The sequence below is a fragment of the Micrococcus sp. 116 genome, from assembly GCF_902506395.1.
Classification (GTDB): Bacteria; Actinomycetota; Actinomycetes; order Actinomycetales; family Micrococcaceae; genus Micrococcus; species Micrococcus luteus.
The window spans coordinates 104,152-121,362 of record NZ_LR732370.1 but is presented as its reverse complement, the minus strand read 5'-3'; the positions used below and the strand labels follow the sequence as shown (position 1 = coordinate 121,362).

Below are 17,211 nucleotides of genomic sequence, written 5' to 3'. Positions count from 1 at the left end.
TGTCAAGGGCCATTGAGTTCTGCCCATAGGCGGCCAGTGTTTCTTCCCGCTGGTGGCCATCAGAACTGCCCACTGGTGGCCAGCTGGTTTGCCCGTTTGGGTGGTGGTGCTGGCCACCGTGATGGGATCAGTTCAGTGGCATGACTCCCTTCCCGGCCATTGCCTGGGTCATCCGTACGGAGTCTCCGGTGGTCTGGCACACGTGGGCGTGGTGCAGGAGCCGGTCCACGGTGGCGGTGGCCAGGGTCTTGGGCATCAGCTCGTCGAAGCCGGCCGGGTGCAGGTTCGAGCTGATCGCTACGGAGCGTTTCTCGTAGGCGGCGTCCACGATGCGGTAGAGGCCCTCGGCGGCATCGTCGGCGACCGGCAGCAGGCCGATGTCGTCGATGACGATCAGGTCGGCGCGCAGGATTCGGGCGACGGCTTTGGTGATGGTGTCATCGGGCCGGTGGGCCCGGATCATCGCCCCGAGGTCCTCCAGGGTGAACCAGGCCACCCGCTTGCCCTCCTCCACGGCCTGCTGGCCCAGGGCCTCGAGGAAGAAGGTCTTGCCGGTGCCGGAGGGCCCGCAGACCACGAGGTTCTCTCTGCGCGAGAGCCATTCCAGGGTGCGCAGGGACTGCTGGGTCGGGGCCGGGATCGAGGAGGCGCCCGGATCCCAGGTCGTGAAGGTCTTGCCGGTGGGGAACCCGGCGGCCTTGCGCCGGGCGGCGAGCATGGATCGGGCCCGACCGGTGGTCTCCTCGACCAGCAGGGCCTTGAGGACCTCGGCCGGCTCCCAGCGTTGGGCCCGGGCGGTGGCCAGTACCTCGGCGGCGATACCGCGGGCGTGGGGCATCTTCAGCTGCCGCAACAGCGCCTCCAAATCGGCCGGCAGCGCCGGTGCGGCGGTGTTCGGGGTGTGGATGCTCACCGGGCTGCCCCCTCGGTGTTGGAGGTACCGAGGCCGGCCCAGCCGGCGGTGCCCTGGGTCAGGGACCGTTCCTCGGTGGCGGTGTGCATCCCGGTGCGGTGGCCGGCGGCGGTGAGCAGGGAGGCCAGGTCGCCGTGGGCGAAGCGCTGGTGCACCGCGGCCACCCCGAGGGCGCGGTCGACCTGGTCGGTGCCGGCGAGCTTGGCCAGGGTGACGGCCTCGGCCATCTTCTGACCGATCCGGCTGGTGCCGGCCGCGGCGGCCTCCACCAGCCAGGTCCTCGCTCCGGCCCCGATGGCCAGGAACTCGGCCTCCGCCGCCGAACGGGGCACCGGGGTGTAGTCCCCGGGCACCTTGTCCGTCTCGTGGCCGGGGAAGTGCGCGTCGTCGATGGCCGGGGACCCGGGCCGGGCCACCCGGTGCCGGGCGACCTCCACCGGCCCCTGCGCACCGGCGTGCATGATCACCACCATCGAGTCCGGTCCGGTGCCGTGATGGCGCACGAACACCTCGGCCCCGAGCAGGTGCGCGGGCACCGAGTACTGGGCGTTTTCGAAGGAGACCATCGGCGTGTTCTCCGGCACCTTCCGTCCCACCCCGTAGGCCACGGTGTGCGCCGTGGCGGGGATCCGATGCAACGCGCTGGTCTCCTCGGCGAGCATGTGGTCCGGGCGGCGCCGGGTCACCCGGTGCTCCCGGGAGTTCACCATGGCCATGAACCCCGCGCAGGCGGCCTCGAGCTCAGCGAACGAGGCGTACTGGTCCCGCAGGTTGGTGTCCTTCGGGACCAGGTCGGCCTTGGCCAGCTTCACCGCGTTCTCCACCCCGCCCTTGGCGGCCGGATCCGCTGGCTGGCAGGTCAGCACCTCCACGCCGTAATGCCGAGCGAACGCCACGGTGGCCTGGTTACGCACCGGCACCCCGGCCACATGAGAGACCGTCACTGTCTTCTCGTTATCCGTCAGCACATAGGTCGGCGCGCCCCCGATCAGCCGGAAGCACCGGTCCAGGGCGGCGAACACACTCGGAGCCGTCCTATCACGCAGGGCGATGACGATCCGGTAGCGGGACCAGGCCAGCCAGGCCACGAACAGCACCGTCTTGGCCCCGTCGATCGCCGGCCCATCGCCGAAGTCGTACTGCAGCCATGCGCCCGGCTCGGTGATCCAGGGCCGGTGCACCCGGCGCTTCCCGGCCCGCCAGGCGGCCTTCACCTCGGCCACCGCCCGCCGGGTGGAGCGCTCAGAGCCGGTGTAGCCCATTGCGGTGAGCTTGGCGTGCACGACATCGGCGCGGATCCTGCCCGTGGAGGCCTCGACCCATTCCTCGATCTTGGGCAGCCAGACATCGGTGACCTTCGGGCGGCTGGCTCCGGATCCAGGGGTCTGGCCGGCGTCGCGGGCCCGCACCAGCCGGGCCACGGTGTGATGGGAGCAACCGGCCAGCTCGGCGGCGCCCCGCAATGACTTGGTCAGGTCATAGGCACTGAGTATTTTCATGGTTTCTGCGGCATCCTTCATTCAGGGCCTCTTCCTCGCTGGATTCGATTCGACACCGATATCCAACCCGGGGAGGAGGCCCCCGCCGGCTCACGACGCGGCGGGCAACGAGCAACGCGGGCAAACCAGATGGCCAGCACCGGGCAGTTCCCGTGGCCATCACTGGGCAGTCCTCATGGCCGTCAGCGGGTCATTCCCTGGCCACCTATGGGCAGCTTTTCATGGCCGCTTACATCACCGCGAAGGTGGTCTCGCTCGGGGGCCGGCATCACCGGATCCGCCCCTACACCCCGCGCCATAACGGGAAGGTCGAGCGGTACAACCGGCTGATGGTCGATGAGGTCCTCTACGCCCGCCCGTATACCTCAGAGACAGCTCGGCGTGAGGCCCTGGCGGTGTGGGTGAACCACTACAACTACCATCGGCCTCATACCTCCTGCGGGGACGCCCCTCCGGCCTCGTTGGCCCCGGCCCGAGTCAACAACGTCATGACCTCTTACACCTAGGCTCGGGGCATGAGCCCAGCCCTGCCCCGCCCCGCCGAGCTCCGCGCGATCGCCCTCGACGCCGCCCGCGCGGTCGTCGGCGACCTCGCCGCCGCCTTCCGCTCCCCCACCGCCATCGGGCCCGAGGCCAAGACCACGCACCACGACCTCGTCACCGTGCACGACCGACACACCGAGGCCCGGCTCGTCGCCGCGCTCACGACGGCGGTCCCCGGCTCCGGCGTGCTCGGCGAGGAGCTCGGGGCGCAGGCCGGCACCGGTGAGGCCGCCCGGCTGACCTGGATCGTCGACCCCATCGACGGCACCTCCAACTTCACACACGGCTTCGCGATGTTCTCGGTGTCCCTGGCCGCCGAGGTCGACGGCGAGGTGGTGGCCGGCGTCGTGCTGGACCCCGTGGGCCGGCTGGCGTTCTCCGCCGACGAGGACGGCGCCTACCTCACCCGCGGCGACGGGCCGGAGCGCCCGCTGGCCGAGGTCGCCCGGCCGGCGCCGGCCGGCGGCGAGCGCGCCCAGAACCTCGTGACCTCCTACCCGGCGGGCGAAGCGATCGCGCGCGAGGGCGAGGACGCGCTGCGCCGCTTCGGGCGGCTCGTGACCGCCCACGCGACCGTGCGCCGCACCGTCTCCGGCGCCCTCGAGCTCGCCCACACGGCGGCGGGCTGGGCCGACGCCGCGCTGTACGTGGACACCAAGCCCTGGGACGTCGCGGCAGGGCAGCTGATCCTGCGCCGCGCCGGGGGCAGGTGGCTCACGCCGGACCCGGCCGCGCCGTCGTCGGGCCGGCTCGTCGACGACGGCCCGCGCGCCCACACGTGCCCGTTCGCGCTCGCCGTCGCCCCGGGCCGCGAGGCGCCGACGACGGCGGCGGTGCTGGGTGACATCGTCGCCTCGCGGGCGACCGACCATGTATAGAGTGGATGTGAGCCCGATCTCAGCGCCGCGCCCGACGGCGCCCGTCCCGGCATGCCAGGAGGCCCCGATGACCCAGCAGCACCATGACACCGACGACGCCCCGTCGATGCAGCGCCCCGATCCGGTCGCGGAGCCCGGGGACCACCTGATGTTCGAGCACCCGGACGGTGAGGCCGTCCTGGTGCTGGACGAGGACCAGGTCTGGCGACTGCTGCGCCGTGTGCGCCACGCGCGCCTCGGGCTGGCCGTGGACGGGCGGCCGGACATCGTGCCGGTGAACGTGCGGGCCCACGACGGCGCCATCTACTTCCGCACCGCGCCCGGCTCGAAGCTCGCCGAGCTCACGGTGAACCCGCGCGTCGTGGTGCAGGCCGACGGGATCCTGGCCGACCAGGCCTGGTCCGTGCTCGTGCACGGCACCGCGCGACGCCTGGACACGGAGGCGGAGATCGCGGAGGCCGAGTCCCTCGGCATCGAGCCGTGGGTGCCGACGCTGAAGGACTTCTACGTCCGCGTGGACGTCCAGCGCGTGTCCGGCCGCCACTTCGTGTTCGGCCCGCACCCCGAGCGCAACGAGTCCCAGACCGACTGAGCCGGTGACCGGGCCGGGAAGGCTCAGGGACGCGCCGGGGGCTGCCCGCCGCCGGGCCCGCCCATCCCGCCCTGCTCCTGCTCGGTGGTGGTGTCGATCGGGACGTCGATGGTGATGGCGAAGCCCTTCTCCACGGAGCCCGTGATCTGCGGCAGCTGCGTCTCGTAGCCGTCCGAGAAGACGTTGTCCGTCTCGAGGCTGACCCTGGCGAAGTTCGCCGCCGACCCGTCGTAGGCCGAGGTGGCGTAGACCTGCGCGGACTGCTCCTCGGGCATGGCGATCTGGGAGGTGAGGACGTTGTTCGTCGCGTCCGTGATGGACGCCTTGTCCGGGAACACCTCGAAGTGCAGGTGGGGCCACCGGCCGTCGTAGCAGCCGGGCCACACCGTGGTGAAGGTGACCGTGCCGTCGTCGCCCACCACCTGGACGCCGCGCAGGTAGGTCTCCTCCGTGATGCCGTCCGAGTACATCGAGTAGCGGCCCTGCGCGTCGGCGTGCCAGAGGTACACGGCGGCGCCGGTCATCGCGGCGTCGCCGTTGGCCATGTCGATCACGTTCATCGTCACCGTCAGCGGGACGCCCTCGGCGGCGGTGCCCGTGTCGATGCTCGTGGTCAGGTCGGAACGTTCGATGCCGGACGCGTCGAGCACGTCCGGGCCGTTGGAGCCGTCGCCCGGGTACGGGCCTGCGGTCTCGGTGACCATCTCGGTCAGGGTGGCGGACGGCGAGGCGCTCGCCGCCGACGAGGAGGAGGCCGCGGGTGACGAGGAGCCGGCGCTCGCCGACGTCGAGCCGGAGGAGGACGAGGCGCCCTCCTGGACACCGCACGCGGCGAGGACGAGGGCTCCCGCCCCCGCGCCGAAGATGCCCAGCGCGTTGCGGCGGGAGACGAGCGTGCCGACGTCGAAGGCGGCGCCCTGGTCCTCGACGTCCTCGGCGGGGCGATGGAAGGCCCGGCCCTCGAAGGTGGGCGTGACGGCGGGGGCCTCGTCTCCCTCGGTGACCTGGGGGAAGGGACGGCGGGAGCGGGTCGGGAGCCCGGGGGCCATGGAGTTCCTCTCGTGGGGCGCCCGCCGGGTGGCGGGCCGCGTCGAGAGGCCAGCATGGCAACGGATGCCGGACGTTTTCGTGAGATCGGCGGGATGGTTCCAGGACATCTCCTGGGCGGTTTCTGACACGGGCGGGACCGCCGGCGCCTCGGTCGACGTCTCAACTACCTGCCGGTCCAGCTCCGTTGCTGAAACATGCACCTGGAAAGGTGGCGCACACTCTCAGGGTCGAGTCAGCGATTCCGGCGCCGGGCCGCGTCAGACCTCCGGAGCCTCCCCCAGGTGGCTCGGCGCCCACATCGCCAGGCGGGTCTGCACCACGACGACGTTCGGCCCGTCCGCCTGGAACGCGCGCTCGAGCGCGCCGCGCACGTCCTCCACTCCCACCGTCTCGGCGGGCACGCCGAAGGAGGCGGCGAGGGCCTGGAAGTCCGGCCGGTCGAGCTCGGTGGCCGTGGCCTTGCCGAACGCGCCCTCCATGTACTCGCGCAGGATGCCGTACCCGCCGTCGTCGATGATCAGCCACGTCACCGCCGCACCGTGCTGCCGGGCGGCCGCGAGCTCGGCGAGGGAGTACATCGCCGAGCCGTCGCCGGCGACGGCGAGCACGCGCCCCTCGATCCCCGTGCGACCCTGGTGGGCCAGGCCCACCGCGCCGCCGAACGCGGCCGGGAACCCGTAGCCGAGCCCCCCGGCGCCCTGCGCCGAGTGGAACTCGCCGTCCTGCGCGTCCCAGCAGTTCCACGCCCAGTATGCGGCGATGGTCATGTCCCAGTACGTCTGCATGGTCGACGGGACGGCGGCCCGGATGTCCGCCAGGAGCCGGCGCTCCACGCCGAGGTCCTGGGCGTCGAGGCGGGCGGTGATGCGCGCGTTGACGTCGGCGACCACCTCGGCCGGGGTGCGGCCGTGCCAGACGGCGGCGTCCTGCGCCACCGAGCCCGACTCGCGCAGCGCCGCGGCGAGGGCCTCGAGCGCCTGGCCGGCGTCGGCGCGCACACCCAGCGTGGGGTGGTTGGTCTCCAGCACACGCGGCTCCGCGTCCACCTGGATGAGGCGGCCGCGCGGCTCGAGCGTGAAGTAGTTGGAGGTGACCTCGCCGAGCGAGGAGCCCACCACGAGCAGCACCTCCGCGTCCTCGAGCAGGTCCGTGACGAGGCGGTCCTCCACCCAGCCGCCGAGGCTGAGCGGGTGCCCCCACGGGAAGGCGGTGTTGCCGCCCGGCGAGCAGACCACGGGCGCCTGGAGCAGCTCCGCGACCTCCCGCAGGCTCTCCATCGCGGCCCGGCCGGAGCGGCGCACACCGCCGCCGGCCACGATCGCCACCCGCCCGGCCCCGCGCAGCCAGCGCACGGACTCGGCCACGAGCTCGGCGCGCGGCGGATGGTCGTAGGGCACGGCCAGGGCGTCCTCGACCGGGGGCACCATCACCTCGCCGAGCAGCACGTCCTGCGGGATCTCGACCCACACCGGCCCCTGCGGCACGGTGACGGCCTCGGCCCACGCGTCCTGGATCGCGGACGGGATGCCCGAGGCGTGGTGCACCGTGAACTGGGCCTTGGTGACGTTGCGGGCCGAGGCCTTCTGGTCGTCCAGCTGGTGCAGCATGCCCTTGCGCCGGGCGCCGAGCCCGGACAACGGGATCTGCGAGGCGATCACCAGCATCGGCACGCCCGTGGCGTAGGCCTCCTGCAGGCCGGCCAGCGCGGTGAGCGCGCCGGGGCCGGTGGAGAGGAACAGCACCCCGACCTCGCCGGTGGCCCGGGCGTACCCGTCGGCGGCAAAGGCGGCGTTGTTCTCCACGCGGTTCGAGACGAACTCCAGCGGGGAGCGGGACAGGGCGTCGAAGAGGCCCAGGGCGTGCTGGCCCGGGATGCCGAAGACCGTCCGCGCGCCCAGGGCGTGGAGCGTCTCCACGGCCAGGTCGCCGCCGTTGCGCCGCGGGGCCGCCGTCGTCGTCTGCTCGTCGGTCATCGGCCCGGCTCCTCACCGGCGGCCGCGCGGGTGGCGCGGCGGTCGGCCATCAGGGAGATGAGGTCGTAGGCCACATGGGAGGCGGCGACGCCGGTCAGCTCGGCCTGGTCGTAGGCCGGGGCCACCTCCACCAGGTCTGCGCCCACGATGTCGAGCCCGCGCAGCCCACGCAGGATCTCGAGCAGCTCGCGGCTCGTGATGCCGCCGGCCTCGGGGGTGCCGGTGCCCGGCGCGTGCGCGGGGTCGAGGACGTCGATGTCCACCGAGATGTAGAGCGGCCGACCCCCGATGCGCTGGCGCAGCTGGTCCACGATCTCGTCCACGCCCTGACGGAACACGTCCGAGGAGGTGACGATGCCGAAGCCCATGCGGTGGTCGTCGTCGAGGTCCTTCTTGCCGTAGAGCGGACCGCGCGTGCCCACATGCGAGATGGCCTCGGTGTCCAGGATCCCCTCCTCCACGGCGCGGCGGAACGGCGTGCCGTGGGTGTACTCGGCCCCGAAGTAGGTGTCCCACGTGTCCAGGTGGGCGTCGAAGTGCAGCAGGGCAACGGGCTCGCCCGCCCGGGCGGAGGCGGCGCGCAGCAGCGGCAGCGCGATGGTGTGGTCGCCGCCGATGGTCATGAGCGAGGAGCCGTCCTCGGTGAGGTCCATCGCGTCCTGCTGGATCGCCTCGATGGCCTCGCCGATGTCGAACGGGTTCACCGCCATGTCCCCGGCGTCCACCACCTGGGCCTGCGCGAAGGGCGAGGTGTCCGTGGCGGGGTTGTACGGGCGCAGCAGCCGCGAGGACTGCCGCACGTGGCCGGACCCGAAGCGTGCACCGGGGCGGTAGGAGACGCCGGCGTCGAACGGCACGCCGACCACCTTGATCTCCGGGGCGACGCCGGCCGCGGCCGCCTCGTCCAGGCGCGGCAGCAGCGCGTAGGTGGGGGTGCCGCCGTAGCGGGGCACGAGGGCGGAGTTCACGGGGCCGAGGCGGCCGTTGTCCTCGACGCGGGGGATCTCGAGCATCTGGATGTCCTCTCTGGGCGGTTCGGTTCGGTCTGGTCGGTCTGGTCTGTCCGGTGTGGGCGCGCCGGACGGGGTCACGCGTGGCCCACGAGGGTCCACAGCACGACGGCGGGGCGGTCGTCCGGATTGGCCCACGAGTGGGGCTCGCGGCCGGGGAAGGTGACGGTGTCCCCCTCCTCCAACAGGTGCACGGCCTCGGTGGTCCGCAGCTCGAGGCGGCCGGTGACCACGTGCACCGCCTCCACGCGGCAGTCCACGGTGTACAGCTCCGCCTCCCCGCGGCCGCGCGGCGCGATGTCAGCGCGCAGGATCTGCAGGTCACGACTGCCGCGCGGGGTGATCAGACGCTCGCGGATGCCCTCGCCGCCGAGGTTGACCGCGGGGGCGTCGGCGAGGCGCACGACCGTCACCTCGGGCGCGTCCAGGACGTCGCCCGGGCTCGCGCCGAGCACCTGGCACAGGGTCACGAGCGTGCTCACGGACGGGCTCGTCAGGTCCCGCTCGAGGCGGGAGAGGAAGCCCTTGCTGACGCCGGCCGCCTCGGCCAGCTGGGCCACGGTGAGCCGCCGCGCCTCGCGCAGCGCACGCAGCCGACGGCCGATCAGCGCCTGGCCCGGCGCGGTCTCGAGCGGGAGGGCCTTCATCGCGCTCCTCCCGACGTCGGCCAGGCGAGGACGCGGGCCGGGGCGCCGTCGCCGCCGGCCAGGGGCAGCGGATGCACCTCGAGCCGGGAGCGGGCGGACCAGTCAACGCGCGGCGCCGTTCCTGCGGGGCGGAGCGCGTCCAGCCCCACGAGGTTCTCGACGATGATCCCGTCGCCGCCGAGGAAGACCGCGTGGGTCGGAAAGTCTGGCTCACCGGCGAGCCCGGTGGGATCAGGACTGAGCATGTCCACCCCTAACAGACGGATGCCACGATCCCACAGCATGGCCGCGGCCTCTCCTGTGAGGAAGGGATGACGTGCGCGGAGGAGGTCGTCGCGCCAGTGTCGATCCCAGCCCGTGGCCAGCAGGAGTCGGGCGGGCGTCCACGCATCTGTGCCGGGCAGGAGGGGGGCCAGGCGCGCGGCGGAGATCGACTCCCCGGGGCCGAGCCCGGCCAGACCGAGGACGAGGGCTTCCCCGCACAGCTCGTCCCAGTTCAGCCCCTCGACGGTGCGGCCGCCCGGCACGGTGTGGCACGGGGCGTCCACGTGGGTGCCGGCATGCGATCCGATCTCGAGGGCCATGACCGCGACCCCGTCCTGGGCGACGGTGAGGGCGGGGCGGATACGCACACCCGGATCGCCCGGGTACACGGGCATGCGGTCCTCCAGGGGGCGCGAGAGGAGCAGGGGGGCAACGGTGTCAGGCGCCACGGCGTCCCTCGATCGACGCGCCGGCCTCGGGGCGGGCCTCCGGCCGGTGACGCGGCCAGGCGAGCAGGGCGTAGAGCAGGGCGCTCAGGAGGAACACCGGCACGGTGGCGCCGACGGGACTGGGCCACACGTCTGTGAGCAGCCACGACGTCGCGGCGCCGACGGCCCACACGGCGACTGCTCGCCAGTGGACACCCACGCGGAACCAGGCGCGCGGGCCACGGGCCACGAGCACGTCCAGGGTGATGCGGCGGCCCTGAAGCACGTAGTCCACGAGGATCACGGCGAACACCGGCACGAAGAAGGCACCGATCAGCGCAAGGAAGTCGGTGAAGCGGGTGAGCAGGTCGAACCACATCGCACCGATGACGCTCACCGCGCCGAGCACCAGGGCGACGGGAACGAACGGAAGGGGCCGGCTCAGCGAGGCGTGGGTGACCGACGTCGCCATCCCGTAGACCACCATCGTGTTCGTGGCCATGACCGAGAGGAACATCACCACGGCCAGCGGCCACCCGAAGGCTGTGACGAGGGTCGCCGGATCGAAGGGGGTGGCCGCGGCGTCGCCCAGGAGCACATGGGCGAAGGCCGTGAGGCCCAGGCTCATCGCGATGACGGTGGACAGGGTATAGCCGATGCCGGAGCCCAGCGCGGCCGCGCGCGGGGTGCTCGCGTTCCGGGTGATGTCGGCGGAGAGGACGGTCCAGGAGATGGCCGTGGCGAAGACGAGATCGAAGGCGAGGGCGGGAGTCAGCCCGACGGTGGGGTCCACCGGGATCGACGCCAGCTCGGCCGGGCCGTGGGCACGGAAGGCGGTGACGAAGATCCCGCCCATCACGGCGAGCATCACGAGGGCGAGCCAGGGTTCGATCCGCGCGATGCCCTCGTGCCCGAGGATCGCCAGGGCCACGACGACGAGCTGGCACAGGACCGCGAAGAGCATCGGTGAGGAGAATCCGGTGGCCGCGGACACCAGGGCGTCCACCGCGAGGCCGGCCAGCATGGCCTGCACCCAGGACCACCCCATCAGGACCACCACGTTGAACGTCACCGGCAACAGGGATCCGCGGTGGCCGAAGGCCGCACGGGTCAGCGCCATGGTGGGCAGACCGGTGCGGGCACCGATGACCCCGACCCCCACCAAGACGAGGGCGCCGAGGACGGTGCCCAGCACGATGCTGGTCAAGGCGGTGGCATAGGAGACCCCGGGCTGGAAGAGGGTCCCCGTCAGGAGCGTGGTGACCACGAGGTTGGCGGCCAGCCAGATCAGGAGCATGCGGAGCGTGCTCACGGTGCCGCGGGGCGGCGTCTGGACGACATGCTCGGACACACGCGCTCCTCTCTCTCGGCCCGGAGCCTGCACCCCGTCACCCTGGACTACATGTTGCCTGACAAGCAACATGTGTTTACCGTAGACCCGGTTCGTGTGATCGGCAACACGCCGATCACTCCTGTCCCGCCGCGGCGCCCCCACATCCGGCGCCCCGGATCCCCTCGCCCCAAGGACCGCCCGTGACCCTCAACCTGACCATCGTCGCCGTCTACCTGGTCGGCATGCTCGCCTTCGGCTGGTGGGGCAAGGCCCGCGCCGCCAGCTCGGAGGACTACCTCGTGGCGGGCCGCCGTCTCGGGCCGGTGCTGTTCACCGGCACCATGGCCGCCGTCGTGCTCGGCGGCGCCGCCACCGTGGGCGGCGTCGGCCTGGGGTACGAGTTCGGGCTCTCCGGCGCGTGGCTCGTGGCCGCCATCGGCGTCGGCGTGCTCATCCTGTCGGTGGCGTTCGCCCCGATCCTGGCCCGCCTGAAGATCTACACCGTCTCGCAGATGCTCCGCCTGCGGTACGGCCGCGGCGGGGCCTCGCACGCCTCCTCGTTCGTGATGCTCGCGTACACGCTCATGCTCGCCGCCACCTCCACCGGCGCCTACGCGTCGATCTTCGTGGTGCTCTTCGGCTGGGACCGCTGGCTGTCCGTCCTGGTGGGCGGCGGCATCGTGCTGGCCTACTCCGTGCTCGGCGGCATGTGGTCCATCACCCTGGCGGACATGGCCCAGTTCCTCATCATGACCGTCGGCCTGTTCGCCCTCATGCTCCCCCTCTCCCTGGCCAACGCCGGCGGCTGGGGTGCCATGCAGGAGCGCCTGGGCGCCGAGTTCTTCAGCTGGGACGGGATCGGCGTGCAGTCGATCGTCACCTACTCCGTGGTCTACACCCTCGGCCTGCTGATCGGCCAGGACGTCTGGCAGCGCGTGTTCACGGCCCGCTCCCCCCGCGTGGCGCAGATCGGCGGCGCCACCGCGGGCCTGTACTGCATCATCTACGGCGTCGCGGGCGCCGTGATCGGCATGGCCGCCCGCACGGTCACCGCGGACATCGCCACCCAGGACGACGTGTTCGCGTGGGTCGCCCAGAACCTGCTGCCCGTCGGCGTCGGCGGCGTGGCCCTGGCGGCCGCCGTTGCGGCCATGATGTCCACCGCCTCGGGCGCGATCATCGCGGCCTCGACCGTGATGCGCACGGACATCCTCCCCATCCTCCGCGGCGAGGCCACCGCCTCCGAGGACGGCGCCACCGCCGGGGACGAGGCCCCGGAGACCGCGGCGGAGCTCGCCTCGAACCGCGGCTGGGTGCTGCTGCTCGGCGCCGTCGTGCTGGGGCTGGCGATCGTCGTCCCGGACGTGGTGGCGGCCCTGACCATCGCGTACGACATCCTCGTGGGCGGCCTGTTCGTCGCGATCGTCGGCGGCCTCGTGTGGAAGCGCGGCACCGGGACGGCGGCCCTGTGGTCCATGGTGGTCGGGACGGTGGGCACCCTCGGCACCATGGGCTGGCTCGAGCTGAACGCGGCGGAGCCCTTCGAGGGCGTCTTCGCGAACGAGCCGATCTACGTCGGCCTGGCCGCCTCCGCCGTCGTGTACGTCCTCCTCAGCCTGATGACCCCGCCCACCGACCCCGCGGTCCTCGAGGCCTGGCGCGTGCGCTCCCGCCACGGCGTCGACGCCGTGGCGGGAGCGTCTCTGACCAGGAATCCCGGGGCCTGCGATCCTCCGATGCCCGCACGATGGTCAGGCCAGACGATGCGGCGGCGGGCGATCCTTCCTCAGGCTCCTCCCGGCCCCTAGTGTTTCCGTATAGCTCGGGACCGGGACGCCCCCTCGGGGCCGTTCCGGCTTCCATTCACCCGGGCCTCGCTGGAGACAGAAAGGCAACGGTTCCCATGACCACCAAGAATCGCGCCGTGGCATTCCACGGCATCAAGGACGTGCGCGTCGACGAGCTCGACTTCCCCAAGCTGGAGATGCCCGACGGCTCCGCCGCCCCGCACGGCGTCATCCTCAAGATCGTCGCGACCAACATCTGCGGCAGCGACCTGCACATCTACCGCGGGTCCTTCCCCGCACCCGAGGGCATGGTGCTGGGTCACGAGATGACCGGCCAGGTGCTGGAGGTCGGCAGCGACGTCCAGTTCCTGCAGGAGGGCGACCTCGTCTCCGTGCCGTTCAACGTGGCCTGCGGCCGCTGCCGCAACTGCCGCGCCGGCCGGACCGAGATCTGTGAGACCGCCAACCCGGAGCAGGCGTGCGCCGCCTACGGCTTCAATCTGGGCGGCTTCCAGGGCGGACAGGCCGAGTACCTGTTCGTGCCGTACGCCGACTTCCAGCTGCTGCGCTTCCCGGGCCAGGAGCAGGCGATGGAGAAGATCCTGGATCTGGCCGTGCTCTCGGACATCCTCCCCACGGCGTTCCACGGCCTCATGGAGGCCGGCGCCAAGCCCGGCTCCACCGTCTACATCGCCGGTGCCGGCCCCGTGGGCCGGTGCGCCGCGGCCGCCGCTCGGCTGCTGGGCGCCTCGTGCATCATCGTGGGCGACCAGGACGCCTCGCGGCTGGAGCTGGTGCGCAAGCACGGCTGCGAGACCATCGACCTCTCCGTCACGGAGAACCTGCAGGACGCCGTGAACGACATCCTCGGCGAGCCGATGGTGGACTGCGCGGTGGACTGCGTCGGCTCCGAGGCCCACGGCCTGGGCTCCGCGTCCGATGAGATGCAGCCGATCGCCGCCGTGAACCAGGTCCTGGACATCACCCGTCCGGGCGGCGCCACGGGCATCATCGGCATCTACGGGCCGGACCCGATCGCGGAGACGAAGGCCGAGCAGGAGGGCACCTTCCCGGTGGACTTCGGCAAGGCCTGGATCAAGTCGCCCCACATCATCGGCGGCCAGGCGCCCATCATGCGCTACAACCGCCAGCTGATGATGTCCATCCTGTGGGACCGGATGCCGTACCTGACGGAGATGGTCAACCCGCGCGTCATCAGCCTGGACGAGGCACCCCAGGCCTATGCGGAGTTCGACCAGGGCTCCCTGGAGAAGTTCGTCATCGACCCCCACGGCATGATCGCCCGCTGAGCGGTCCGCCTCCGGAGGCACGACGGCGCCCCTCACCTGCCCGCGCAGGTGAGGGACGCCGTCGTCGTCCGCGGATCATGCCGCGTGCAGCAGCGTGGCGGTGATCCCGAGGGCCGCCAAGCCCACCACCAGCGCGACCATGCAGGCCACCGACGCCAGGGCCGGCCGGGCCTGCTCCCGCGCGATTCCGTCCGCGTGCGCCACGTAGCGCCGGCGCTGCGTGGCCAGCACCGCCGCCCCGCCGACGGCCGCCACCACCGCAGGCCCGAACGCCCACGCGCCGACGGCCGGCCACCACCTCAGGAACGTGAGGCTGAGGACGCCCAGCGCCAGGACCGTGCGGCCCCAGCTCATCACGGTGCGCTCGGGCTGCAGCCCCGGGTCGTGATGCAGGCGCATCGTCTCAGCCTCGCGGAAGGACGACGGCGGCCAGCAGCACCACGACGGCCAGCACGACGCCCCCCGCGAGGACCGGGACGATCAGCGGCAGCGGCAGCGGACGGCCGCGGCGCATCGCCCGCTCCACCCGGAGCCAGCGCGCGCCCGCGCCCAGGGCGAGCAGCGCCGCCAGGACGAGCAGCACCGTGCTCAGCACCACCCGGACCGGCGGCGCGAAGAGGGCGCCGGTGAACGCCTCCACCGCGACCCCGCCGGCCAGCAGCGCCAGCGCCGTCCGGACCCAGGCCAGGAACGTGCGCTCGTTGGCGAGCGTGAACCGGGGGTCCGGCTCCTCCCCGCCCGCCAGGAGGCGGTGCTGCCAGGCCGGCCGGCCGCCGTCGTGGGCGGCGGTCTCGGGGCCGTCGGGGGTCTCTGCTGCGTCCATGCGGCCATGGTAGCGACGGCGTAGACTGGCCGGTCGGGCGCGCCCGGCCGCCGCGGCCGCGACGGCGCCGCCCCCCCCCGCCCATCCGATGGAGCCCCATGAGCCCCGCCCACACCGCCACTCCTGCGGCACGTCCCGAGCCGACCCGCGAACAGGTCCGACGCTGGCGCCGCTACCTCGCGGATGAGATCGCCGAGGGCCAGATCTACCGCGACATCGCCGCTCGCAAGGACGGCGTGGAGCGCGACATCCTGCTCGGCCTCGCCGAGGCCGAGCGCCGCCACGAACAGCACTGGCGGGCCCTCCTGGGCGAGCACGCCGAGAACCCGCCGCGCCCCTCCCTGCACCGCATCCTGCTGCGCTGGCTCGCGCGGATCTTCGGCTCCGTGTTCGTGCTGGCCCTGGCCCAGCGCGCCGAGTCGGACACTCCCTACGCGGAGGACCAGGACGCCCCCGAGGGCATGGTGGCGGATGAGGCCATCCACGAGGAGGTCGTGCGCGGCCTCGCCGCCCGGGGTCGCGAGCAGCTGGCCGGCAACTTCCGCGCCGCCGTCTTCGGCATGAACGACGGGCTGGTCTCCAACCTGGCGCTCGTGATGGGCATCGGCGCGACGGGCGTGGCGCCGTCCGTGGTGCTGTTCACCGGCGTGGCCGGCCTGCTGGCGGGCGCGCTGTCCATGGCGGCCGGCGAGTACGTCTCGGTGCGGTCCCAGCGGGAGCTGCTCGAGGCCTCCTCCCCCACCCAGATCACCCTCGAGGCGGCCCAGCACCTGGACCTGGACCACAACGAGCTCAAGCTCGTCTACCTGGCCCGCGGCATGACGCCCGAGGACGCCGAGCACCGCGCGCTCGAGCGCCTCGGCTATCTCACGTGCGACTGCAACCCGCAGTTCTCCGCCCGTCCCGACGGCTCCCAGGGCCCGGTGGACCACTCGGACTCCTTCGCGGAGATCGGCTCGGCGTGGAGCGCCTCCCTGTCCAGCTTCGCGTTCTTCGCCTCCGGCGCACTCATCCCGATCCTGCCGTACATCTTCGGCATGTCCGGGCTGTGGGCCCTGGGCCTGGCGGCGGCGATGGTGGGCGTGGCCCTGCTCTTCACCGGCGGTGTGGTCGGGCTGCTGTCCGGCTCCTCACCGCTGGCTCGGGGCCTGCGCCAGCTCGCGATCGGCTTCGGCGCCGCTGCCGTGACGTACGTGCTCGGCCTGCTCTTCGGCGCGAACGTGGGCTGACGCGGGGAGGGCGGTCTGGCGCCCCGGCCACGAGAAGAGGGTCCGGTCCTCTCCGTCCTCTCGGCGGCTCAGTTCCTCCAGAGCCCCGATGAGTGCACCGACAGCGGTGGGCCGGCCCGCTGTCGCAGTGTCGCTCTGCTCTGTGTCATGAGGAGCGGAAGGTGGTGACCATGCGGGCCTCAGGTACGCGGTTCCCACCGGAAGGTGCTCTTTGCCATGGCGAACGCCGCCACGACGAAGGCGAGGCTCGGCAGCAGCAGGCTGACGGCCTCGTGGAGGGCCATGCCGCTCCATCCCTCGATGATCAGCTCGGTCACCGCACCGCCGGGGAGCAGGCGTTTGACTCCGGCAAGCTCCTCCGTGCCGGTCAGACCGACCCACATGGAGGCGCCGAGGGCGACGACGAACAGGGGCAGCGTGGTCACCTGCGCGTGGTCCGGGGAGTTGGTGAGACCCGCCGTCGCGATGGCCGCGCCCACGAACATCAACTCCAGGACGACGACGGCGGCCACGACGGCCACGACCCCCACCGGAGGGGTGCCGACGACCGACAGGATCGCGACGATGACCCCGGCCTGCACCAGGTTCACCAGCGCAATCGGCAGCACGAGACCGCTCAAGATGGAGGCGTCCTTCGCCGACGTGGAGCGCAGCCGCTTGAGGAACAGGTTCTGGCGGCGGGAGGCCAGGGTGGTCGTCGCCGTGATGTAGGTGCCCATGGCGGTCACGGTGACCAGGATCAGAGCGGCCGTCACCGGGGTGCCCCCGAAGTTCTCGCGGTTGAAGATCAGGACCGCGCTGAAGGCGAGGGGGATGAACAACGACGAGGCTGCGACGAGGCGGTTGCGGACGAGCTGTGTCATCTCGCTGCGGGCGATGGCGAACATTGCGGGCTCCTCTTGTGGTGGTCGAGTCGGTCGTGAGGACGTGTG

Annotated in this window: 16 protein-coding genes and 1 pseudogene; 6 read left to right on the top strand and 11 right to left on the bottom strand. The window is 72.3% G+C overall.

Going from position 1 to position 17,211, the window contains the following annotated elements; genetic code table 11:
- Positions 1-127 precede the first annotated feature (127 nt).
- Together istB and CITRIK5_RS00565 are read right to left on the bottom strand one after the other, a co-directional pair.
- Complete coding sequence (gene istB, locus CITRIK5_RS00570; protein WP_010078636.1) at positions 128-913, bottom strand: IS21-like element helper ATPase IstB; 786 nt, start codon at positions 911-913, stop codon at positions 128-130.
- The gene (locus tag CITRIK5_RS00565; protein WP_031943827.1) at positions 910-2,433 is read right to left on the bottom strand and encodes an IS21-like element ISMlu14 family transposase; all 1,524 of its coding nucleotides are present in this window, start codon (positions 2,431-2,433) and stop codon (positions 910-912) included. The genes istB and CITRIK5_RS00565 overlap by 4 nt, the downstream gene beginning before the upstream one ends.
- A 233-nt stretch (positions 2,434-2,666) precedes the next feature.
- Here CITRIK5_RS00565 and CITRIK5_RS00560 point away from each other — a divergent pair.
- The 3 genes and pseudogenes from CITRIK5_RS00560 to CITRIK5_RS00550 form a co-directional block, all read left to right on the top strand.
- A pseudogene (locus CITRIK5_RS00560) lies at positions 2,667-2,918 on the top strand (integrase core domain-containing protein); the annotation flags it as partial.
- 9 nt (positions 2,919-2,927) lie between these two features.
- Positions 2,928-3,833 carry an inositol monophosphatase gene (locus CITRIK5_RS00555; RefSeq protein WP_036317028.1) on the top strand — a complete coding sequence of 302 codons (906 nt, stop codon included), beginning with the start codon at positions 2,928-2,930 and terminating at the stop codon, positions 3,831-3,833.
- 67 nt (positions 3,834-3,900) lie between these two features.
- The gene (locus CITRIK5_RS00550) at positions 3,901-4,425 is read left to right on the top strand and encodes a pyridoxamine 5'-phosphate oxidase family protein (RefSeq protein WP_122053937.1); all 525 of its coding nucleotides are present in this window, start codon (positions 3,901-3,903) and stop codon (positions 4,423-4,425) included.
- 23 nt (positions 4,426-4,448) lie between these two features.
- Here CITRIK5_RS00550 and CITRIK5_RS00545 read toward each other — a convergent pair whose 3' ends face one another.
- From CITRIK5_RS00545 to CITRIK5_RS00520, 6 genes are all read right to left on the bottom strand, one after another.
- On the bottom strand, positions 4,449-5,474 hold the full coding sequence (locus CITRIK5_RS00545; RefSeq protein WP_159832859.1) for a 3,4-dioxygenase subunit beta: 1,026 nt from the start codon (positions 5,472-5,474) through the stop codon (positions 4,449-4,451).
- Between the two features lie 258 nt (positions 5,475-5,732).
- The gene (locus CITRIK5_RS00540) at positions 5,733-7,448 is read right to left on the bottom strand and encodes a thiamine pyrophosphate-binding protein (protein WP_101967283.1); all 1,716 of its coding nucleotides are present in this window, start codon (positions 7,446-7,448) and stop codon (positions 5,733-5,735) included.
- Entirely contained in the window at positions 7,445-8,461 is a 1,017-nt protein-coding gene (gene speB, locus CITRIK5_RS00535; protein WP_129867225.1) for an agmatinase, read from the bottom strand. The genes CITRIK5_RS00540 and speB overlap by 4 nt, the downstream gene beginning before the upstream one ends.
- A 74-nt stretch (positions 8,462-8,535) precedes the next feature.
- On the bottom strand, positions 8,536-9,105 hold the full coding sequence (locus tag CITRIK5_RS00530) for an XRE family transcriptional regulator (protein WP_041103047.1): 570 nt from the start codon (positions 9,103-9,105) through the stop codon (positions 8,536-8,538).
- Positions 9,102-9,818, bottom strand: a complete 717-nt coding sequence (locus CITRIK5_RS00525; RefSeq protein ID WP_255476792.1) for a cyclase family protein — start codon at positions 9,816-9,818, stop codon at positions 9,102-9,104. The genes CITRIK5_RS00530 and CITRIK5_RS00525 overlap by 4 nt, the downstream gene beginning before the upstream one ends.
- On the bottom strand, positions 9,808-11,148 hold the full coding sequence (locus CITRIK5_RS00520; RefSeq protein ID WP_129867224.1) for a cytosine permease: 1,341 nt from the start codon (positions 11,146-11,148) through the stop codon (positions 9,808-9,810). The genes CITRIK5_RS00525 and CITRIK5_RS00520 overlap by 11 nt, the downstream gene beginning before the upstream one ends.
- A gap of 182 nt (positions 11,149-11,330) precedes the next feature.
- Here CITRIK5_RS00520 and CITRIK5_RS00515 point away from each other — a divergent pair, with 182 nt between their 5' ends.
- Complete coding sequence (locus CITRIK5_RS00515; RefSeq protein WP_236557116.1) at positions 11,331-12,938, top strand: sodium:solute symporter; 1,608 nt, start codon at positions 11,331-11,333, stop codon at positions 12,936-12,938.
- A 95-nt stretch (positions 12,939-13,033) separates the two neighbouring features.
- On the top strand, positions 13,034-14,227 hold the full coding sequence (locus CITRIK5_RS00510; protein ID WP_101967281.1) for an alcohol dehydrogenase catalytic domain-containing protein: 1,194 nt from the start codon (positions 13,034-13,036) through the stop codon (positions 14,225-14,227).
- Between the two features lie 75 nt (positions 14,228-14,302).
- Here the strand turns inward: CITRIK5_RS00510 and CITRIK5_RS00505 are convergent, their stop codons facing one another.
- Together CITRIK5_RS00505 and CITRIK5_RS00500 are read right to left on the bottom strand one after the other, a co-directional pair.
- Positions 14,303-14,626 carry a DUF202 domain-containing protein gene (locus tag CITRIK5_RS00505; protein WP_061866963.1) on the bottom strand — a complete coding sequence of 108 codons (324 nt, stop codon included), beginning with the start codon at positions 14,624-14,626 and terminating at the stop codon, positions 14,303-14,305.
- A 4-nt stretch (positions 14,627-14,630) separates the two neighbouring features.
- Positions 14,631-15,050: a YidH family protein gene (locus CITRIK5_RS00500; protein WP_041103054.1), complete on the bottom strand. Its 420-nt coding sequence runs from the start codon at positions 15,048-15,050 to the stop codon at positions 14,631-14,633.
- A 98-nt stretch (positions 15,051-15,148) separates the two neighbouring features.
- Here CITRIK5_RS00500 and CITRIK5_RS00495 point away from each other — a divergent pair, with 98 nt between their 5' ends.
- Positions 15,149-16,279 (top strand): VIT1/CCC1 transporter family protein, encoded by a 1,131-nt coding sequence (locus tag CITRIK5_RS00495; protein ID WP_095353376.1) that lies wholly within the window; start codon positions 15,149-15,151, stop codon positions 16,277-16,279.
- Positions 16,280-16,458: 179 nt separating this feature from the next.
- Here CITRIK5_RS00495 and CITRIK5_RS00490 read toward each other — a convergent pair whose 3' ends face one another.
- A complete protein-coding gene (locus CITRIK5_RS00490; RefSeq protein WP_060973830.1) occupies positions 16,459-17,166 on the bottom strand; it encodes an ABC transporter permease in 708 nt (235 codons plus the stop codon).
- Between the last annotated feature and the right edge of the window lie 45 nt (positions 17,167-17,211).